General features: G+C 68.4%; 4 protein-coding genes. 1 reads left to right on the top strand and 3 read right to left on the bottom strand.

All coding sequences use genetic code 11. From position 1 onward, the window contains the following. Window positions 1-15 precede the first annotated feature (15 nt). The gene (locus tag DAT35_RS40010) at window positions 16-1260 is read left to right on the top strand and encodes a hypothetical protein (protein ID WP_158502096.1); all 1245 of its coding nucleotides are present in this window, start codon (window positions 16-18) and stop codon (window positions 1258-1260) included. Here the strand turns inward: DAT35_RS40010 and DAT35_RS40015 are convergent. From DAT35_RS40015 to DAT35_RS40025, 3 genes are all read right to left on the bottom strand, one after another. Continuing rightward, window positions 1252-6987, bottom strand: coding sequence for an AAA family ATPase (locus tag DAT35_RS40015; protein ID WP_158502097.1), 5736 nt, complete (start codon window positions 6985-6987; stop codon window positions 1252-1254). The two genes, DAT35_RS40010 and DAT35_RS40015, sit on opposite strands and share 9 nt — an antisense overlap. A 175-nt stretch (window positions 6988-7162) precedes the next feature. After that, window positions 7163-12856: an ATP-binding sensor histidine kinase gene (locus tag DAT35_RS40020; protein ID WP_108074557.1), complete on the bottom strand. Its 5694-nt coding sequence runs from the start codon at window positions 12854-12856 to the stop codon at window positions 7163-7165. A gap of 27 nt (window positions 12857-12883) precedes the next feature. Continuing rightward, the gene (locus DAT35_RS40025; protein WP_158502098.1) at window positions 12884-18556 is read right to left on the bottom strand and encodes an ATP-binding sensor histidine kinase; all 5673 of its coding nucleotides are present in this window, start codon (window positions 18554-18556) and stop codon (window positions 12884-12886) included. Window positions 18557-18566: the final 10 nt, after the last annotated feature.

An 18566-nucleotide genomic window follows, 5' to 3' on the forward strand; every position in this document is an offset into this window, starting at 1 on the left:
CGAAAAGGCCGTGACATGAGATGGACCCTCGGACTTCTTCTCGCGCTGCTCGCAGGAGGGGGCGGGGGCTGTTCCGTTTCCGACCCGGTGGCTTCCCTGCACGAGCCGGAGGTCAATGCCTCGGATGCGGACGCCGGGACGCCGGATGGTGGGACGCCCGCCGACGAGCGGAGTGCGTACTGCGCGAGGCCGGGGCCGCCCTGGCTGGTGGTGGACGGCGCGACGGGACAGGAGTCCTGCAGTGGGCACCTGGCCGCGCGGACGTTCCCCCATGCCCTCTGTTCCTGTGAGGGATTGGAGGCCAGTGCTCCCTTCGGTACCGATGCCTTCCGGAGCTCGCAGGGTTCCTGGTCGCCTGGTGCACCGGGCGCGTCCATCGCGACGAATGGAGGCCTCTCCGTCAACAGCCCCATGGAGGTGGGCGGCTCGCTCTGGGTGGCGAGCACGGGCATCCAGCTCACCTCGACCTTGTCCATCGCCGAGTCGCTTCGCAACGGTGGCCCGCTCATGGGCCGGGCCTCCGTCTCAGTCCGAGGCAATGCGCAGGTCTCGGGCGATATCTCCCTCGACGCGCTGACGGTGGGCGGCATCCTGTCGCTCCCGGCGGAGCGAGACCTCACCGTGTCCGGTTCGCTCCAGGTGTCCGAGCTGCGGCGCGAGCCGGTGGAGCCGCCCGTGCCGCCGTGCCCGTGCGCCGCCACCGAGCGCGTGGACATTGGTGCCTATGTGGCGAACCACGTCACGGCCAACCACGATGCCTCCATCGGGCTCGAGCCCACGGCACTGGACGGTTTCTCCGGCGACCGCACGCTGGAGCTGCCCTGCGGGCGCTTCTATCTGAGCCGCATCTCCGGCCCAGGGTCGGTGCGGCTCGTCGTGAGTGGACGGGCCGCGTTGTTCGTGGGCGGGGACGTGGCCGTGGGTCAGCGCTTCGATGTGGAACTGCTCGAGGGCGCGGAGCTGGATCTCTTCATCGCGGGCAAGCTGTCCGCGGTGGAGCGGCTCTCTCTGGGCTCGGTCCGCTACCCCGCGCGCCTGCGCGTCTACGTGGGTGGCACGGACCCCATCGAGGTGCCCACGGCGAGCACGCTCGCGGGCAATTTCTACGCCCCGCTCGCCTACATGGCCTTGAGTGAGCGTGTCGAGCTCTACGGCTCGCTCTTCATCCAACGGTTGGCGGCCTCGGGCGGGCTGTCCGTGCACTACGACATGGACGTGCTCGGCACGGAAGCGGCGTGCTCGGACGTCTCGTCACGTTGAACCGTCCTCCGTCGTGCCGTGGGCCTGGGCCTCGTGGCTTCCGGGCCCAAGCGCTGGGGCGCATGGCAGCTCCACCGTCACGGTCGTGCCTTCTCCTTGCTTGCTCTCTGCGCGCACCGAGCCGCCGAGCGCGGAGACGATCTCCCTCACGATGTGGAGACCCAGCCCGAGGCCGCCATAGTGCTCGATCGAGACAGCCCGCTCGAAGCGCTCGAAGATATGGGGCAAGCGATCCGGCGCGATGCCAATGCCCTGATCGCGAACCGTGAGCCGTGCGGTGCTCGCGAGGGACTCGAGGGCGATGTCGATGGGTTTGTCCTCGGCGAACTTGAGGGCATTGGAGAGCAGGTTGGTGACGACCTGCTCCAGTCGGGTGCGGTCCCAGTGGCCCACCACTCCCTCCTGGAGACGGAGCGTGAGCGGGCTGTTGGCCCGGGAGAGCGGCTCGTGCATGCGCTCGACGACGTCCCGGACGACGGAGGAGAGCTCGATCTGCTCCAGGTGCAGGTGCATGCGTCCGGCCTGGATGCGGGTGACGTCGAGCAACTGCTCCACCAGCTTCGCGAGCTTGCGGGTCTGCGCCTCGGCGCTGCGGATGCCGCGGAGGAGGGGCTCCGGAAGCTCGGCGCCGCCGCGGCGCAGCAGGCCCTGAACGGAGATCCGGAGCGTGGTGATGGGGGTGTAGAGCTCATGCGCGGCGACGGACAGGAAGTCATTGCGCAGCTGGATGGCGGCCTGGGAATCACCATAAAGCCGTGCGTTGTCGATGCTGACGGCGGCGCGGCGTGCCAGCTCCTGGGCCAGATTCAGCTCCGCCTTTCCGTAATGACGTCCCGCGGCCGAGGATGCGAAGAAGATGGCCCCGAGCGTCTTTCCTCGAGCGATGAGCGGCACGACCATGCCCGTGCGGACGTTGATGGCGTGGAGGAGCTCGAAATAGCGTTCCTCTCGACCCGGGCTGGAGCGCCGCATGGTCGCATCATCAATCTCCGTGAAGAGAAGCGGTTGCTCCGTCCGCAGCACGTGGGCAACGGGCTCGGATGGATTCCAGGTGGGAGGGTATTTCTCGAGGAACTCGCGCAGGAGTTGCTCCTTCACCGGCTCCTCATGGGCGAACGCCACCGGGCGGATGGTGTTGTTCTTCTCGACCACATCGACGATGCACCAGTCGGCCAGGTAGGGCACGACCGAGCGGACGACCTTGGCCAGCGTGGTCTCGTAGTCCAGGGACTCGGCCAACATCAGGCTCCACTCGGCCAGGAAGCGCACGGCCTGCTCGGCGCGCGTACGCTCATCCACCTCGATGCGCAGCTGCTCGAAGAGCAGGCTGTTCTCCAGGGAGATGGCGATCTGGGAGGAGAGGAGCCGGAGAACGCGAACGCGCTCGGGGGTGAAGGCGCGGGTGGCGAGGTTGTTCTCCAGGTAGAGCACGCCCACGGTCCTGGAGGGCCGTTGGATGGGGACGGCGAGGGCGGACCTGGTGGCATGCCGGCTCACGTAGGGGTCGGAGACGAAGGCGCCCTGGCGGGAGGCATCGGCGAGGACGAGGGTGTCTCCCGACCGGGCGGCATGCTCGACCACGGTGACGGGAACCTGGTTCGACTCCTTCAAGGGGGTGCGAACCAGGGAGACGGGCTCGGAGACGTCACCCACCGCTCGCACCAGGAGCGTGTCCTTCTCCTCGAGCACGAGCACGGCCCGCTGCGCTCCCGCCGCCTCGAGACACACCTCCATGAGTTTCGAGAGGAGCCGCTCCAATACCACCTCGCTCACCAGCGTCTCGGTGGCCTTGAGGAGGGTGAGGAGGTCGAGCGCGGAGCCCGCAGGCTCGCTCTCCGCCGAGGAGAGGTGCGGGGCTTCCCAGCGCGTAGGTTGGGTGGGAACGAGGTCGGGGAACTCCTCCTCCAGTGCCGACACCTTGGCCTGAGCGCCCCAGCGGGCATAGCTGTCGAGCGCGGCGCGCAGGTAGCCGTGGGCCAGCCGCCTCCCGCCGATGGTGCGGAAGTAGCGGCCGGCCAGCTCGTTGGCGAGCGCCTCGTCCTGGAGGAACTGTTCGCGATGGGCACCCTCCACGGCCAGGTCGTAGAGCTTCACGGCGTCGAGGTGGCGTCCCTCGATACGGGCGAGCTCGGCGCTGACGAGCTGGTGCTTGTGGCGGAAGTTCTCCGGACAGTTGTCGGCCCAGATGCCGAGCTGGCGCTGGTGGGCCGCGAGCTCTTCCAGCAGGCGGACCTTCTCCTCGGGGGAGCTCCTGTCGCAGCACGCCGCCAGGGTCAGCGCGGTATAGAAGGAGTGCTCGGCGACGAAGAACCATCCCTGGACGGCCCCGAACCGGAGCGCCTTGTCCCGCGATAGCTCCCGGGCCTTCTCGGGGTTGCCCAGGAGATAGGACACCTCGAGGCGCAGGAGTGTGTAGGTGCAGAGGGTCGAGGGAAGTATCTGGATGGAGGCCAGAAAGGAGGCCTCATTGAACTCGTCGTCGTCGAAGTGGGCCCGCTCGCGCGTCCGGTCCTGCAGGCACCGGATGGCCTGGCGAATGCTGAGGAGCGGAGGGGACATCCAGAGGAGCCCGGACCTCCGGAGGAAGGCGAGATGGGTCTCGACCTCGGCGAGCAGCTGGGGAAAGACGGTGCCCATCGCGAACAGCGTGTTCACCGTGACCGGGAACGTGTAGCCGGCCAGGTGGAGATCGCCGCTGGCGCGCGCGGACTCGAATGCCTGACGGAGGAACGGCATGCTGGTGCGCAGCGGTGCCTTCCAATGGTTCACGGACGCCGTGAAGGCCGCGAGCGTTCTGCTGCTCAGCCGGGGCTCCGCATACCGTTGGCACAGCTCCACACCCAGTCGCCCGAAGGCTTGGCCCGAGGTGTAGTCGCCCAGGCGCACCCCGAGCTCCCACCCGTACGAGACATACGCCCGCGGGGCGTAGATCGAATTGCCATGTTTCAAGGTGAGGTTGACGGCACGGGCATTGACGAAGGCGAACAGGGCCGGGTCCAGGAAGAAGGTGACCGTGCCGAGCTCCGCCAGGAGCCGCATGATGGTGAGCACCTCCGGATCCTCCGTGGTGGGCGCCTCGAGGAGCGTCTCGACGGAGCGCCCGCGCAGGTTCTCCTTCACCTCGGCGAGCTCGTTCGCGAGGACTCGCGAGGCATCCGGTATCTCCGGCAGCTCGACGCCGAACAACCGCAACCCCTCGCGGCCCCATTGGAGTGCCTCCGGAAAGGCGCGCCGGGCCTGGCTCGCGAGCAGCCGGAAGGCATAGAGGTCCGCCTTCTCGGCACGAGAGGAGGCGTGGGCCAGCGCGGGCGCGAGGAGATCCTCGGCGAGCTGATGCTCTCCCGCGAGGTACGCACACTCCGCTGCCTCCCGGTGGAGGCGGAAGGCCAGCTCGTAGCTCGAATGCCACGCTTCCCCGGACAGGAGCTCGAGGCCGTGGGTGAGGTATCCCAGTGCGGAGCGGAACGCCGACGAGGTCTTCGCCCTCCACCCCGCCTCCAGGTTGAGCCGGGCCAGCTCCAGCCGCTCCGTATCGTCGGTGACCAGCTCCGTGCCGCGGTTCAGCTGGTCGACCACGTCGAAGAGCCGCTCGTCGGGCTCGCGGGAGGTGGAGGCCCGCAGGTGGCGTCCCGCCTGGAGGTGAAGCCGCTTCTTCTGGAGATCGGAGAGCAGGGAGTACGCGGCCTGCTGGACGCGGTCGTGCGCGAAGCGGTAGGCGTGCAGGTGCCGGGGGCTCTTCTCCTCGGCGATGAGGAGCCCTTCCTGGAGGGCATCCCAGAGGGCTCCGGCCGTGTCGCCCAGGGTCATCTCCACCAGTGCGGAGAGCAGCGGGAGCTCCACCCGGTTGCCCAGGCAGGCGGCGACTTTCAGGACGTGCTGGGTTCGCTCGGGAAGGCGGCGAATGGTGGCGATCATCAACTCGGCGACGTTCTCGGTCACCTCCACCTGGTCGATGCGGGCGAGCTCCCACTGCCACGTGCCGGGGTCGGCGTCGAAGTGCAACAGGCCGGAGTGGTGGAGGTCTCGCAGGAAGCGGGTGACGAAGAGCGGATTGCCCGCTGTCTTCTTCAGCACGAGCGCGGTCAGGGGTTGGACGTGCTCGGGCTCGCAGCGCAGGGTGTCGCAGAGGAGGGCCGTGAGGGCCCCGAGGTCCAATGGCTCCAGTTGGAGAGAGCTGACGGCCGCTCCCGCTTCCTGGAGCGCCAGGAGAGTCCGTGTGACCGGATGCTGCGGCCCGACCTCTTCGGCCCGGTAGGAGCCCACGAGCAGCACATGGCGGGAGTCCGGATCGGAGGCGAGGTTCTGGAAGAGCTTGAGCGAGGCGGGGTCGGCCCAGTGGAGGTCATCCAGGAAGAGCACGAGCGGGTGCTCGGGTGAGGCGAGGGCCCGGATGAACGCCTGGAATGTGCGGTGGAGACGGTTCTCGGCGTCCGCCGGCTGGAGCTCGGGCATGGGAGGCAGGGGGCCGAGGAGCTGCTCCAGGTTCGGGACGATGCCCAGGAGGACACGGCCGTTGGTGCCCAGCGCCTCCAGGAGCCGGCTCCTCCATGGGACATCGACCTGGGCGGGTTCACTCAGCCACCCATGGACGAGCTCCTGAAAGGCATCCACCCACGGGGCATAGGGCTCGTTGCGCTGGAGCTGGTCGACCTTGCCGGAGAGGAACCCACCCTCATGTCCGGCGTGTGGCCGCAGCGCATGGACGAGCGCGGACTTGCCGATGCCCGCGGGGCCGATGACGAGCACCGTCTCGCTCGGGCCCGTCCGGACCCGCTCCAGGGCGTCCCGGAGCTGTGCCAGCTCGTGCTCGCGCCCGTAGAGGTGCTCCGGGATGGGGAGCTGTCGCGCCTGGTCGAGTCTGCCGAGCTCGAAGGACTCGAGTGTGCCCGTGGAGCGCATGCGCCTCCGGGCTTCCTGGAGGTCGGCCAGGAGGGAGTCGGCGCTCTGGTAGCGCTCCTCGGGCATCTTGGCGAGCAGCTTGAGGACGAGGTTGGAGAGGAGGGTGGGAACCTTGGGATTGGAGAGGACAGGAGGGAGGGGATGCCTGGCCAGATGGGCGTGGACGAGCTCGACGGGATCGGTGGAGGTGAAGGGAGGCTGGCCGGTGAGCAGCTCGTAGAAGGTGGCGCCCAGGGAGTAGAGGTCCGCGCGGGAGTCGACGGGGTGGTCCATGCGTCCCGTCTGCTCGGGAGCGATGTAGGGCAGCGTCAACTCGAGCTCGCCGAGAATGCTCGCGGTGGGGGAGACGGCGGCGGCCCGGGTGGCGAGATCGAAGTCGATGAGGGTCAGGTGCTGTGTCCCGGCCGCCACGATGATGTTGGTGGGGTTGATGTCCCGGTGGATGACATGGCGCCGGTGGAGGTGGCAGAGGATCTCCGCCAGTTGGGGGGCCAGCGCCAGGAAGGTGTCGAGCTCCAAGGGGTTGCGCCTCAGCCATTCCCGGAGATCGTGTGGGCCCGCGTCCTGAAGGACGAGAGCGGGAGCCTCCTCCACGTTCTCCAACGCGAGGGGCCTCACCACTCCCGGCACGTTCCATTCCGCGAGCTCCCGCAGCAGTTGGAACTCATGGTGGAGCATGGCGGCGCTGCTGGAAGCGAGGGGGCCCCGACGAGCCTGCTTGCGCACCAGGGACTCGCCCTCTCCGGTCCACACGCGGGACACGACATACCGGCGTCCACGGTAGATCTCCTGTGGCCCCTGATGGCTCTCGTCGTGCTGTCGCGTCATGCGATTCTCATGGCGGGAGGCTCCACGACGCGCGCTTTCCACCCGGCTCCGGCTGCTCTCCCGCTCCCCGCTGAACATTTGGCTGGAGTGCTTCAGGCGGAAGTGTTGCCGGATGCCCTCCTCTCTCCGAGAGGGGCGCTCGGATGCGGCAATGGCCCTCGGGGGAGGGGGCTGGCTACGAAACCGGGGTAGCGAGCCCGGCCTCGGCCTCTCGCCCTTCGGACCCCGTGGAGGCAGGGCCGGCGCATGGCAACTCCACCGTGAGCGTGGTTCCCTCGCCAGGCTGGCTCTCGGCGCGCACCGAGCCGCCGAGCGCGGAGACGATCTCCCGCACGATGTGGAGGCCCAGGCCCAGGCCGCCATAGTGATCGACGGAGACGGCGCGCTCGAAGCGCTCGAAGACGTGGGGCAGGCGCTCCGGCGCGATGCCAATCCCCTGATCGCGAACCATGAGCCGCGCGGTGTTCGCGTGGCGCTCGAGGGAGATGGAGATGGGTTTGCCGGCGGCGAACTTGAGGGCGTTGGAGAGCAGGTTGGTGACGACCTGTTCCAGCCGGGTACGGTCCCAGCGGCCGGCCGTGCCGTCCTGGAGCTGGAGCGAGAGGGGACTGTTGGCCCGGGAGATGGGCTCGTGCATGCGCTCGACGACGTCCTGGACGACGGAGGAGAGGTCGACCTGCTCCAGATGGAGGTGGAGGCGGCCGGCCTGGATGCGAGAGACGTCGAGCAGCTCTTCAATCAGCTTCGCGAGCCTGCGGGTCTGGGCCTCGGCGCTGCGGATGCCGCGGGAGACGGGTTCGGGAAGCTCGGAGCCGGAGCGGCGCAAGAGGCCCTGGACGGAGAGGCGCAAGGAGGTGATGGGGGTGTAGAGCTCATGGGCGGCGACGGAGAGGAAGTCGTCGCGCAGCTGGATGGCGGCCTGGGAGTCACCATAGAGCCGGGCGTTGTCGATGCTGACGGCGGCGCGGCGAGCCAGCTCCTGGGCCAGGTTCAGCTCTGCCTCTCCATAGCGGCGGCCCGCGGTCGACGACGCGAAGGTGATGGCTCCCAACGTCTTGGTTCGGGCGACGAGCGGCACGATCATGCCCGTGCGGATCGTGATGGTACGCAGGAGGTCGAAAAAGCCTTCCTGGCGGCTGCGGTTGAGCTGCCGCACGACCGACTCGTCGAGCTCCGCGAGAAGCACCGGTTGTCCCGTCCGAAGCACGTGGGCGAGCGGCTCGGGTGACTCCCAGGAGGGGGGATATTTCTCCATGAGCTCGTGCAGCAGCTTCTCCTTGGCTGGCTCGACATGGGCCACGGTCACCGGGCGGATGGTGCCGTTCTTCTCGACCACGTCGACGATGCACCAGTCGGCCAGGAAGGGGACGACGGAGCGGGTGACCTTGGCCAGGGTGGTCTCGTAGTCGAGGGACTCGGCCAGCATCAGGCTCCACTCGGCCAGGAAGCGCACGGCCTGTTCGGCTCGCTTGCGCTCCTCCACCTCGATGCGCAGCCGTTCGAAGAGGAGGCTGTTCTCCAGGGAGATGGCGATCTGGGAGGAGAGGAGCCGGAGAACGCGGACGCGCTCGGGGGTGAAGGCGCGGGTGGCGAGGTTGTTCTCCAGGTAGAGGACACCCACGGTCCTGGAGGGCCGCTGGATGGGGATGGCGAGGGCGGACTTCACGGCATGCCGGGCCACGTAGGGGTCGGAAGCAAATCCTCCCTGGTGAGCGGCGTCGGCGAGGACGATGGGCTCTCCCGACCGGAATGCGTGCTGGATGACCGAGGCGGGGACCTGGCTCGAGTCCTTCAAGGGGAGGTGGACGAGGGCGACAGGCTCGGAGACGGAGCCCAGGGCGCGGAGCATGAGGGAGTCTCCCTGCTCGAGCACGAGCGCGCCGCGCTGGGCTCCGGCCGTCTCCAGACACATGCCCATGAGCTTCTCGAGCAGACGCTCCAGGACGACCTCGCTCACGAGTGTCTCGGCGGCCTTGAGGATGCTGAGGAGATCGAGCGCGGAGCCCGCGGCTCCGGCCCCTCCCGAAATGGGAGCCGTGACTTCCCAGACCGTAGGTGGGGTGGGGATGAGGTCAGGGAACTCTTCCTCGAGCGCGGAGACCTTGGCCTGGGCGCCCCAGCGGGTGTAGCCATCGAGCGCGGCGCGCAGGTAGACGTCGGCCAGCCGCTTGCTACCGGCGGTGCAGAAGTAGCGGCCCGCCCGCTCGTTGGCGAGCGCCTCGTCCTGGAGGAACTCCTCGCGATGGGCTCCCGCGATGGCCTGCTCGTAGAGCTTCATGGCCTCCAGGTGGCGCCCCTCGATGCGGGCGAGCTCGGCGCTGACGAGCTGGTGCTTGTGGCGGAAGTTCTCCGGACAGTTGTCGGCCCAGATGCCGAGCTGGTGCTGGTTGGCGGCGATCCGTTCCAGGAGCTCGGCCTTCTGCGCGGGAGCCGCTCTGTCGTAGCGGGCCGCCAGGGTCAACGAGGTGTAGAAGTTGTGCTCGGCGATGAGGAACCACCCTGGGAGGAACTCGAGGAGCTCGCTGGCATGCCGGGACATCTCCCAGGCGCCCTCGAGATCCCCGAGGAGATAGGACACCTGGAGGTGCTGGATCCTGTACATGCAGCGCACCGTGGGCAGCTTCTGGTTCGCGGAGAGGAAGGCTTCCTCGTTGAACGTGTCATCGTCGAGGCGGGCCCGCTCGCGAGTGCGATCCTGCAGGCGGCGGATGGCCTGTCGCAGTCCGAGGAGTGACTGGATCCTCCAGCGCAAGCCGGCCTTCCGGACGAAGGCGATGTCGGTCTCGAGCTCCGAGAGCAGCTGGGGGAACCCGGTGCCCAGTGCGAACAGGGTGTTCGTCAGGGTGGAGATGGGGTAGCTGGCCAGCAGGACATCTCCGAGCTCGAGCGCGGAGGCGAGCGCCTGACGCAGGAGCGGCACACTGGTGCGCAGCGGCGCCCTCCAGTGGTTCAGGTTCGTTGTGAACGTGAGGAGCGTCCTGCTCACCTGGCGGGGATCCGGAAGGCGCCGGCATAGCTCCACGCCCAGACGTCCGAAGGCGTGGCCGGACGCGTAGTCCCCCTGGCGTTGTCCGAGCAGTGACCCGTACATGGCATACGACTGGAGGGAGTAGATCGTGTTGCCGTGCTTCAACGACAGATTCACGATGTGGGTGTTGATGACGGTGAGCAGGAAGGGATTGATGTACAGGACCGCCAGGCCGACCTCCGACAGGAGCCGCAGACAGGCGAGCAGCTCCGGATCCTCGGACGGGGGAGTCTCCAGGAGTTGCTCGGTGGTGCGGCCCCGCATGTTCTCCTTCACCGCGGCGAGCTCGGTCTCGAGGGCCTGGGCCATGTCCTGCTTCTCGGGCAGCTCGACACCGAACAGCCGCAGCCCCTCGCGTCCCCACTGGAGTGCCTCCGGGAAGGCCTCTCTCATCAGGCACGCGAGAATCCGGAGGATGTAGAGATCCGCCTTCTCGAAGCGGGAGGTGGAGTGGGACAGCGCGGAGGAGATGAGCTCCTCGGCGAGCCGTTGATCGACGGCGAGGTACGCACACTCCGCGGCCTCGCGGTGAAGGCGGAAGGTCAGTGTGTAGCTCGAGCGCCACGCATCCCCGGGGAGGAGCGAGATGCCGCGGGTGAGGTAGCGCAGCGCGGAGCCGAAGGCCGCCGATGCCTTGGCCTTGCTGCCCGCCTGGCAGTTGAGCCGGGCCAGTTCCAGCCTCTCCGCCTCGTCCGTCACCAGCTCCGCGCCCAGGTTGAGCTGATCGACTCCATCGAAGAGCCGCTCATCGGACTCGAGGCCGGAGACGCTCCGCAGCAGGCGTCCCGCCGCGAGGTGGAGCCGCTTCTTCTGCTCCTCCGGAAGGAGCGAGTACGCGGCCTGCTGGACGCGGTCGTGGGCGAAGCGATAGGTGGCCTTCTGCTCCACCTCGAGGACGAGGAGCCCCTCCTGGAGGGCGCTCCGGAGCGCCGCGGCCGTATCGCCCTCGGGCATCTCCACCAGTGCGGAGAGCAGCGGGAGCTCCACCCGGTTGCCCAGGCAGGCCGCGACCTTCAGGAGGTTCTGGGTGCGCTCGGGGAGGCGGCGGATGGTGGCGAGCATCAGCTCGACCACGTTCTCCGTGGCGCTCACCTGCTCGAGTGCGGCGAGGTCCCAGTCCCAGGTGCCGCGCTCGGCGTCGAAGCGCAGCAGGCCAGAGTGGTGGAGGTAGCGCAGGAAGCGGGTGACGAAGAAGGGGTTGCCCGCGGTCTTCTTCAGGATGAGCCGGGCCAGGGGTTGGACGTGCCCGGGCTCACCTCGCAGGGTCTCGCCGCAGAGCTTCGTGAGCTCATCGAGGTTCAATGGGGCCATCTCGATGGAATGGACGGCCGCTCCCACCTCCATCCCAGCTTCCTCGGGACGGTAGGAACCCACGAGCAGCACGTGCCGTGAGTCCGGGTCCGACGCGAGGCTCTGGAAGAGCTTGAGCGAGGCGGGGTCCGCCCACTGGAGGTCGTCCAGGAAGAGCACGAGTGGGTGCTCGGAGGTGGCGAGGACCTGGATGAACTTCTGGAAGGTGAGGAGGAACCGGCTCTCGGTCTCCGCCGGGCGGAGCTCGGGCACGGGAGGCAGCAGACCGGTGAGTTTCTCCAGCTCCGGGACGACACCCAGGAGGACGCGGCCATGGGTGCCCAGTGCATCCAGAAGCCGGCACCGCCACAGGTCCCGGACGTGGGCGGGTTCCTCGAGCCACCCGCGGACGAGGCCCTGGAAGGCATCCACCCACGGGGCATAGGGCACGTTGCGTTGGAGCTGGTCGGCCTTGCCGGAGAGGAAGCCGCTCGCGTTTCCGAGGCGTGGGCGAAATGCCTGGACGAGCGCGGACTTGCCGATGCCCGCCGGGCCAGAAACGATCACCGTCTCGCTCGGACCCGCCCGGACCCGCTCCAGCGCCGCCTCGAGTTGTGCTGTCTCGCGCTCGCGTCCGTAGAGCTGTTCCGGAATGGGGAGTTGCCGCGCCAGGTCGAGTTTGCCGAGCTCGAAGGGCTCGAGCGTGCCGGAGGTCCGCAGCTGCCTCCGGGCTTCCTGGAGGTCGGCCAGGAGGGAGTCGGCGCTCTGGTAGCGCTCCTCGGGCATCTTGGAGAGCAGCTTGAGGATGAGGTCGGAGAGGAGCTGCGGGACCTTGGGGTTGGCGTGGACGGGAGGCAGGGGAGGCCGAGCCAGGTGGGAGTGGACGAGCTCGACGGGGTCGGTGGAGGTGAAGGGAGGCTGGCCGGTGAGCAGCTCGTAGAAGGTGGCGCCCAGGGAGTAGAGGTCCGCGCGGTGATCGACGGGCCGGTCCATGCGCCCCGTGAGCTCGGGAGCGATGTAGGGCAGCGTCAATTCGAGCTCCCCGAGGGTGCTCGCGGGAGGGGCGCTCCCGGAGAGCCGGGTGGCGAGGTCGAAGTCGATGACGGTCAGGCGCTGTGTTCCGGCCGCCACGACGATGTTGCAGGGGTTGAGGTCCCGGTGGAGGACGTGGCTCCGGTGGAGCTCGTCGAGGATCTTCGTGAGCTGGAGGGCCAGCTCCAGGAAGGTGCCGGGCTCGACGGGATGGCGTTTCAACCATTCCCGGAGGTCGTGCGGGCCAGCGTCCTCGAGAAGGAGCGCGGGCGTTTCGGCGTCATCCTCCAGTGTGATGGGTCTCACCACCCCGGGCACGCCCCGCTCTTTCAACTCCCAGAGCAGCTCGAACTCGTGGCGGAGCAAGGCGGCGCTGCTGGAAGCGAGAGGACCCCGCCGGACCTGTTTGCGCACCCGGGAGATGCCCTCTCTCGTCCACACGCGGGACACGACATACCGGCGCCCACGGTTGAGCTCTTGTGAAGCTGGATAGCGCTGGTCGGTCGTCAGTTGCGTCATATCGGCCCTCGGGGGGAGGGGGCTGGCTTACTTGAACGGGGCGACGAGTCTGGCCTCGAGCTCCTGGTGTCCTGGCTCGATGGCGGGAGGCCCGGCGTAGGGCAGCTCCACGGTGACCGTGGTCCCCACGCCGGGTTGGCTCTCGGCGCGCACGGAGCCGCCGAGCGCGGAGACGAGCTCGCGCACGATATGGAGGCCCAGGCCCAGGCCGCCATAGTGCTCGACGGAGACAGCGCGCTCGAAGCGCCCGAAGACATGGGGTAGGCGGTCCGGAGGGATGCCAATGCCCTGGTCGCTGACACGCAGCCGAGCGGTGTCCGCGTGGCGTTCGAGGGAGATGGAGATGGGTTTGCCGGCGGCGAACTTGAGGGCATTGGAGAGCAGGTTGGTGACGACCTGCTCCAGCCGGGTACGGTCCCAGCGGCCGGCCGCGCCGTCCTGGAGCTGGAGCGAGAGGGGGCTGTTGGCCTGGGAGATGGGCTCATGCATGCGCTCGACGACGTCCTGGACGACGGAGGAGAGGTCGACCTGCTCCAGATGGAGGTGGAGGCGGCCGGCCTGGAGGCGGGAGACGTCGAGCAGCTCTTCAATCAGCTTCGCGAGCTTGCGGGTCTGGGCCTCGGCGCTGCGGATGCCGCGGGAGACGGGTTCGGGAAGCTCGGAGCCGCAGCGGTGCAGCAGGCCCTGAACGGAGAGCCGGAGTGAGGTGATGGGAGTGTAGAGCTCATGGGCGGCGACGGAGAGGAAGTCGTCACGCAGCTGGATGGCGGCCTGGGAGTCGCCAAAGAGCCGGGCGTTGTCGATGCTGACGGCGGCGCGGCGCGCCAGCTCCTGGGCCAGGTGCAGCTCGGCCTCTCCGTAACGGCGGCCCGCGGTCGACGACGCGAAGGTGATGACCCCGAAGGTCTTCCCGCGGGTCACGAGCGGAACGAGCATGAGCGTCTGGACCGAGATCGCGAGAATGAGCTCGACGTAGCGAGCACCGAAACGGCGGCCGTCCTCCGCCAGGGCCGCGTCGTCGAGCACGGGGATGAGAATCGGTTGCCCCGTCCGCAGGGTCCAGGCGAGCGACTCCGATGATTCCCAGGTGGGGGGATAGGTCTCGCAGATCTCGCGGAGGAGTCTCTCCTTGGCCGGATCCACATGGGCGATCGCCATCTGGCGCATGCGGCCGTCCTTCTCGACGACGGTGACCGTGCACCAGTCGGCCAGGTACGGCAGGACGGTGCGGGTGACCCGCGTCAGGGTCGTCTCGAAGTCCAACGACTCGGACAGCGTCAGGCTCCACTCGGCCAGGAAGCGCACGGCCTGCTCCGCTCGCGTGCGCTCGTCCACCTCGATGCGCAGCCGCTCGAAGAGAAGACTGTTCTCCAGGGAGATGGCGATCTGGGAGGAGAGCAGCCGCAGCACGCGGACGCGCTCGGGGGTGAAGGCGCGGGTGGCGAGGTTGTTCTCCAGGTAGAGCACGCCCACCGTCTTGGAGGGCCGTTGAATGGGAACGGCGAGGGCTGACTTGGTGGCATGCCGGCTCACGTAGGGATCGGAGGCGAACGCTCCCTGGTGGATGGCATGGGCCAGAACGAGGGGTTCTCCCGTGCGGCAGGCGTGCTCGATGAGGGAGATGGGAACCTGGCTCGAGTCCTTCAACGGGGTACGGACCAGGGAGACGGGCTCGGAGACGGCGCCCACCGCCCGAAGCATGAGCGTCTCCTTCTCCTCGAGCACGAGCGCTCCGCGCTGGGCGCCCGCTGCCTCCAGACACACGCCCATGAGCTTCTCGAGGAGGCGCTCCAGCACGACCTCGCTCACGAGCGTCTCGGCGGACTTGAGGATGGTGCGGAGATCGAGCGCGGAGCCCGCTGATTCCGCGCCATCCGAGGCGAGGGCCGAGGCGTCCCACCGCGTGGGCGAGGAGGGAAGGAGGTTGGCGAACTCCTCCTCGAGAGAGGAGACCTTGGCCTGGGCTCCCCAGCGGGCATAGCACTCGAGGGCGGCACGCAGATAGACGAGGGCCAGCCGCTTGCTGCCGAGGGTACGGAAGAAGCGGCCCGCCAGCTCGTTGGCGAGCGCTTCATCCTGGAGGAACTGTTCGCGATGGGCGCCCTCGATGGCCAGGTCGTAGAGCCTCATGGCCTCCGCGTGGCGCTCCTCGAGGCGGGCGAGCTCGGCGCTGACGAGCTGGTATTTGTGACGCAGGTTCTCCGAGGAGTGCTCGGCCCAGAGGCCGAGCTGGCGCTGGTTGGCGGCGATGTGCTCCAGGAGCCCGGTCCTCTCCGAGGGCGTGCACCTGTCGCAGGCCGCCGCCAGCGTCAACGAGGTGTAGACGTTGTGCTCCGCCATGAAGAAGCAACCCCGGATGGATTCGAGGAGTGGTTCCGCGATCCGGGACATCTCCTGGGCATCCTCGATGTCGCCCAGGAGGTAGGACGCCTGGAGCCGCATGATCCGATATAAGCACGGGGTCGTGAGCAGGCCCGGGCTCGCCTCGAGGAAGGCGGCCTCGTTGAACTCGTCGTCATCGAAGCGGGCCCGCTCGTGGGTCCGGTTTTGCAGGCACCGGATGGCCTGGCGAACGCCCAGGATCGGCTGGAGCCTCCAGCGCAAGCTGGTCTTCCGGATGCAGGCGAGGTCGCTCTCGATCTCGCTGAGCAGCTGGGAGAACGGGGTGCCCAGCGAGAGCAGGGTGAAGACCAGCAAGGGGGCCGTGAAGCCGGCCTGGTTGAGATCGCCGCTGGCGAGCGCGGCGGCGAAGGCCTGACGCAGGAGCGGCACGCTGGTGCGCAGCGGTGCCTTCCAATGGTTCACGTTCGCCGTGAACGTGACGAGCGTCTTGCTCGTCTGCCGGGGATCCGGATAGCGCTGGCACAGCTCCACACCGAGGTGGCCGAGGGCATGACCCGACGCGTAGTCGCCCAGGCGTGTTCCGAGAATCGCGCCGTACACGACATAGGAGAAGGAGGCGTAGATCGAGTTGCCATGCCTCAAGGTGAGGTTGGTGACCCGAAGGTTGATGAGGTTGAACAGGGCCGGCTGGGTGAAGAAGGCCACCGTGCTGAGCTCCGACAGGAGCCGCATGCAAGCGAGCAGGTCCGGGTCCTCCGTTGGGGGGGCGTGGAGGAGCTCGTCGAGTGAGCGATCTCCCCGGTACTCCTTTGCCATGGCGAGCTCGGCCTCGATGGCCTGAGGGAGCTCCTGCTTCTCCGGCAGCGCCATGCCGAACAACCGCAGGCCCTCGAGTCCCCGCTGGAGTGCTTCCGAGAAACCCCCTCGGGCCACGCAGGCCAGCATCCGGAGGGTGTAGAGGTCCGCCTTCTCGCGGCGCGACACGGCATGGGTCAGCGCGGAGGCGGTGAGCTCCTCGGCGAGCTGCTGCTCGCCTATGAAATAGGCGCACTCCGCCGCTTCTTGGTGGAAGCGGAAGGCCAGTGCGTAGACCGAGTGCCATGCGTCCGCTGGGAGGAGCGAGATGCCGCGGGTGAGGTAGCGCAGCGCGGAGCCGAAGGCCGCGGACGCCCGGGCCTTGCCGCCCGCCTGGAAGTTGAGGCAGGCCAGCTCCAGCCTCTCCGTCCCGTCCGTCACCAGGTCCGCGCCCAGGTCGAGCTGATCAACCGCCTCGAAGAGCCGCTCGTCGAACTCGCGCTCGGAGGTCCCGCGCAGCCAACGTCCGGCCTCGAGGTGGAGCCGCTTCTTCTGCTCCTCGGGCAGCAGCGAGTACGCGGCCTGCTGCACGCGGTCATGCGCGAACCGGTAGCCCGTTTCCCCGGGAATGAGGAGCCCTTCGTGGATGGCGCTCCAGAGCGCCGCGGCCGTGTCACCCACGGGCATGCCCATCAACGCGGAGAGCAGTGGGAGCTCCACCCGGTTGCCCAGACAGGCGGCGACCTTCAGGACATCCTGGGTGCGCTCGGGAAGGCGGCGGATGGTCCCGACCATCAGCTCGACCACGTTCTCGGTGACGCCCACCTGCTCGAGTGCGGCGAGGTCCCAGTCCCACGTGCCGCGCTCGACGTCGAAGCGCAACAGGCCGGAGTGGTGGAGGTAGCGCAGGAAGCGGGTGACGAAGAAGGGGTTGCCCGCGGTCTTCTTCAGGACGAGCTTCGCCAGGGGTTGGAGGTGTCCGGGCTCGCGGCGCAGGGTGTCGTGGCAGAGCGCCGTGAGGGCGTCGAGGTCCAGGGGAGACATCTCGATGGACCGCACGGCCGCCCCTTCCTTCTGGAAGGCCGCTCCCGTCTCGTCGGTCCGGGAGGTGCCCAGGAGCAGCACGTGCCTCGAGTCCGGGTCGGACGCGAGGCCCTGGAAGAGCTTGAGCGAGGCGGGGTCCGCCCACTGGAGGTCATCCAGGAAGAGCACGAGCGGATGCTCGGGTGTGGCGAGGGCCCGGACGAAGGACAGGAAGGTGAGGTGGAGACGGCTCTCGGCCTCCGCGGGCCGGAGCTCGGGCACGGGAGGTTGCTCGCCGGTGAGCTGCTCCAACTCCGGGACGACCCCCAGGAGGACCCGGCCGTTGGTGCCCAGTGCTTCCTGGAACCGGCGCCGCCACATGTACCGGACATGGGCGGGCTCGTTCTGCATCCCGTGGACGAGACCCTGGAAGGCATCCACCCACGGGGCATAGGGCACGTTGCGTTGGAGCTGGTCGAACTTGCCGGAGAGGAACCAGCCCGCGTGTCCGAGGTGTGGGCGAAGCGCCTGGACGAGCGCGGACTTGCCGATGCCCGCCGGGCCGGAGACGACCACTGTTTCGCTCGGGCCCGCCTGGACCCGCTCCAGTGCGGCCTCGAGCTGCGCCAGCTCGCGCTCGCGCCCGTAGAGGTGCTCCGGGATGGGGAGCTGTCGCGCCGCATCGAGCCGGCCCAGCTCGAACGCTTCGAGCGTACCGGAGGCCCGCTTGCGCTTCTGGGCTTCCTGGAGGTCGGCCAGGAGGGAGTCGGCGCTCTGGTAACGCTCCTCGGGCATCTTGGCGAGCAGCTTGAGGACGAGCTCGGAGAGGAGGGAGGGAACCTTGGGGTTGGAGAGGGCGGGAGGGAGGGGCGGCTTGGCCAGATGGGAGTGGACGAGCTCGACGGGGTCGGTGGAGGTGAAGGGAGGCTGGCCGGTGAGCAGCTCGTAGAAGGTGACGCCCAGGGAGTAGAGGTCCGCGCGGGAGTCGACGGGGCGGTCCATGCGCCCGGTGAGCTCCGGAGCGATGTAGGGCAGCGTCAACTCGAGCTCCCCGAGAATGCTCGGGGCCCGCGAGGTCCCGGAGACCTGGGTGGCGAGGTCGAAGTCGATGACGGTCAGGTGTCCATTCCCGGCCGCCACGATGATGTTGGTGGGGTTGAGGTCCCGGTGGATGACATGGCACCGGTGGAGGTGGCCGAGGATCTCCGCGAGCTGGAGGGCCAGCTCCAGGAAGGTGTCGAGCTCCAGGGGGTTGTGTCTCAACCACTCCCGGAGGTGATGGGGCCCGGCGTCCTCGAGGACGAGCGCTGGGACACCCGCCACGTCCTCCAGGGCAAGCGGCTTCACCACGCCCGCGGCTCCCAGCTTCTCCAACTCCTGGAGCAGCTCGAACTCGTGGTGGAGCATCGCGAGGCTGCTGGAGACGAGGGGGCCCTGCCGGGCCTGCTTGAGCACCAGGGAGACGCCTTCTCCCGTCCGCGTGCGAGACACGACATAGCGGCGTCCACGGTAGAACTCCTGAGCGTCCTGATAGCCCATGTTGGTCGGC

The sequence above is a fragment of the Vitiosangium sp. GDMCC 1.1324 genome (genome assembly GCF_003044305.1).
Taxonomy (GTDB): domain Bacteria; phylum Myxococcota; class Myxococcia; order Myxococcales; family Myxococcaceae; genus Archangium.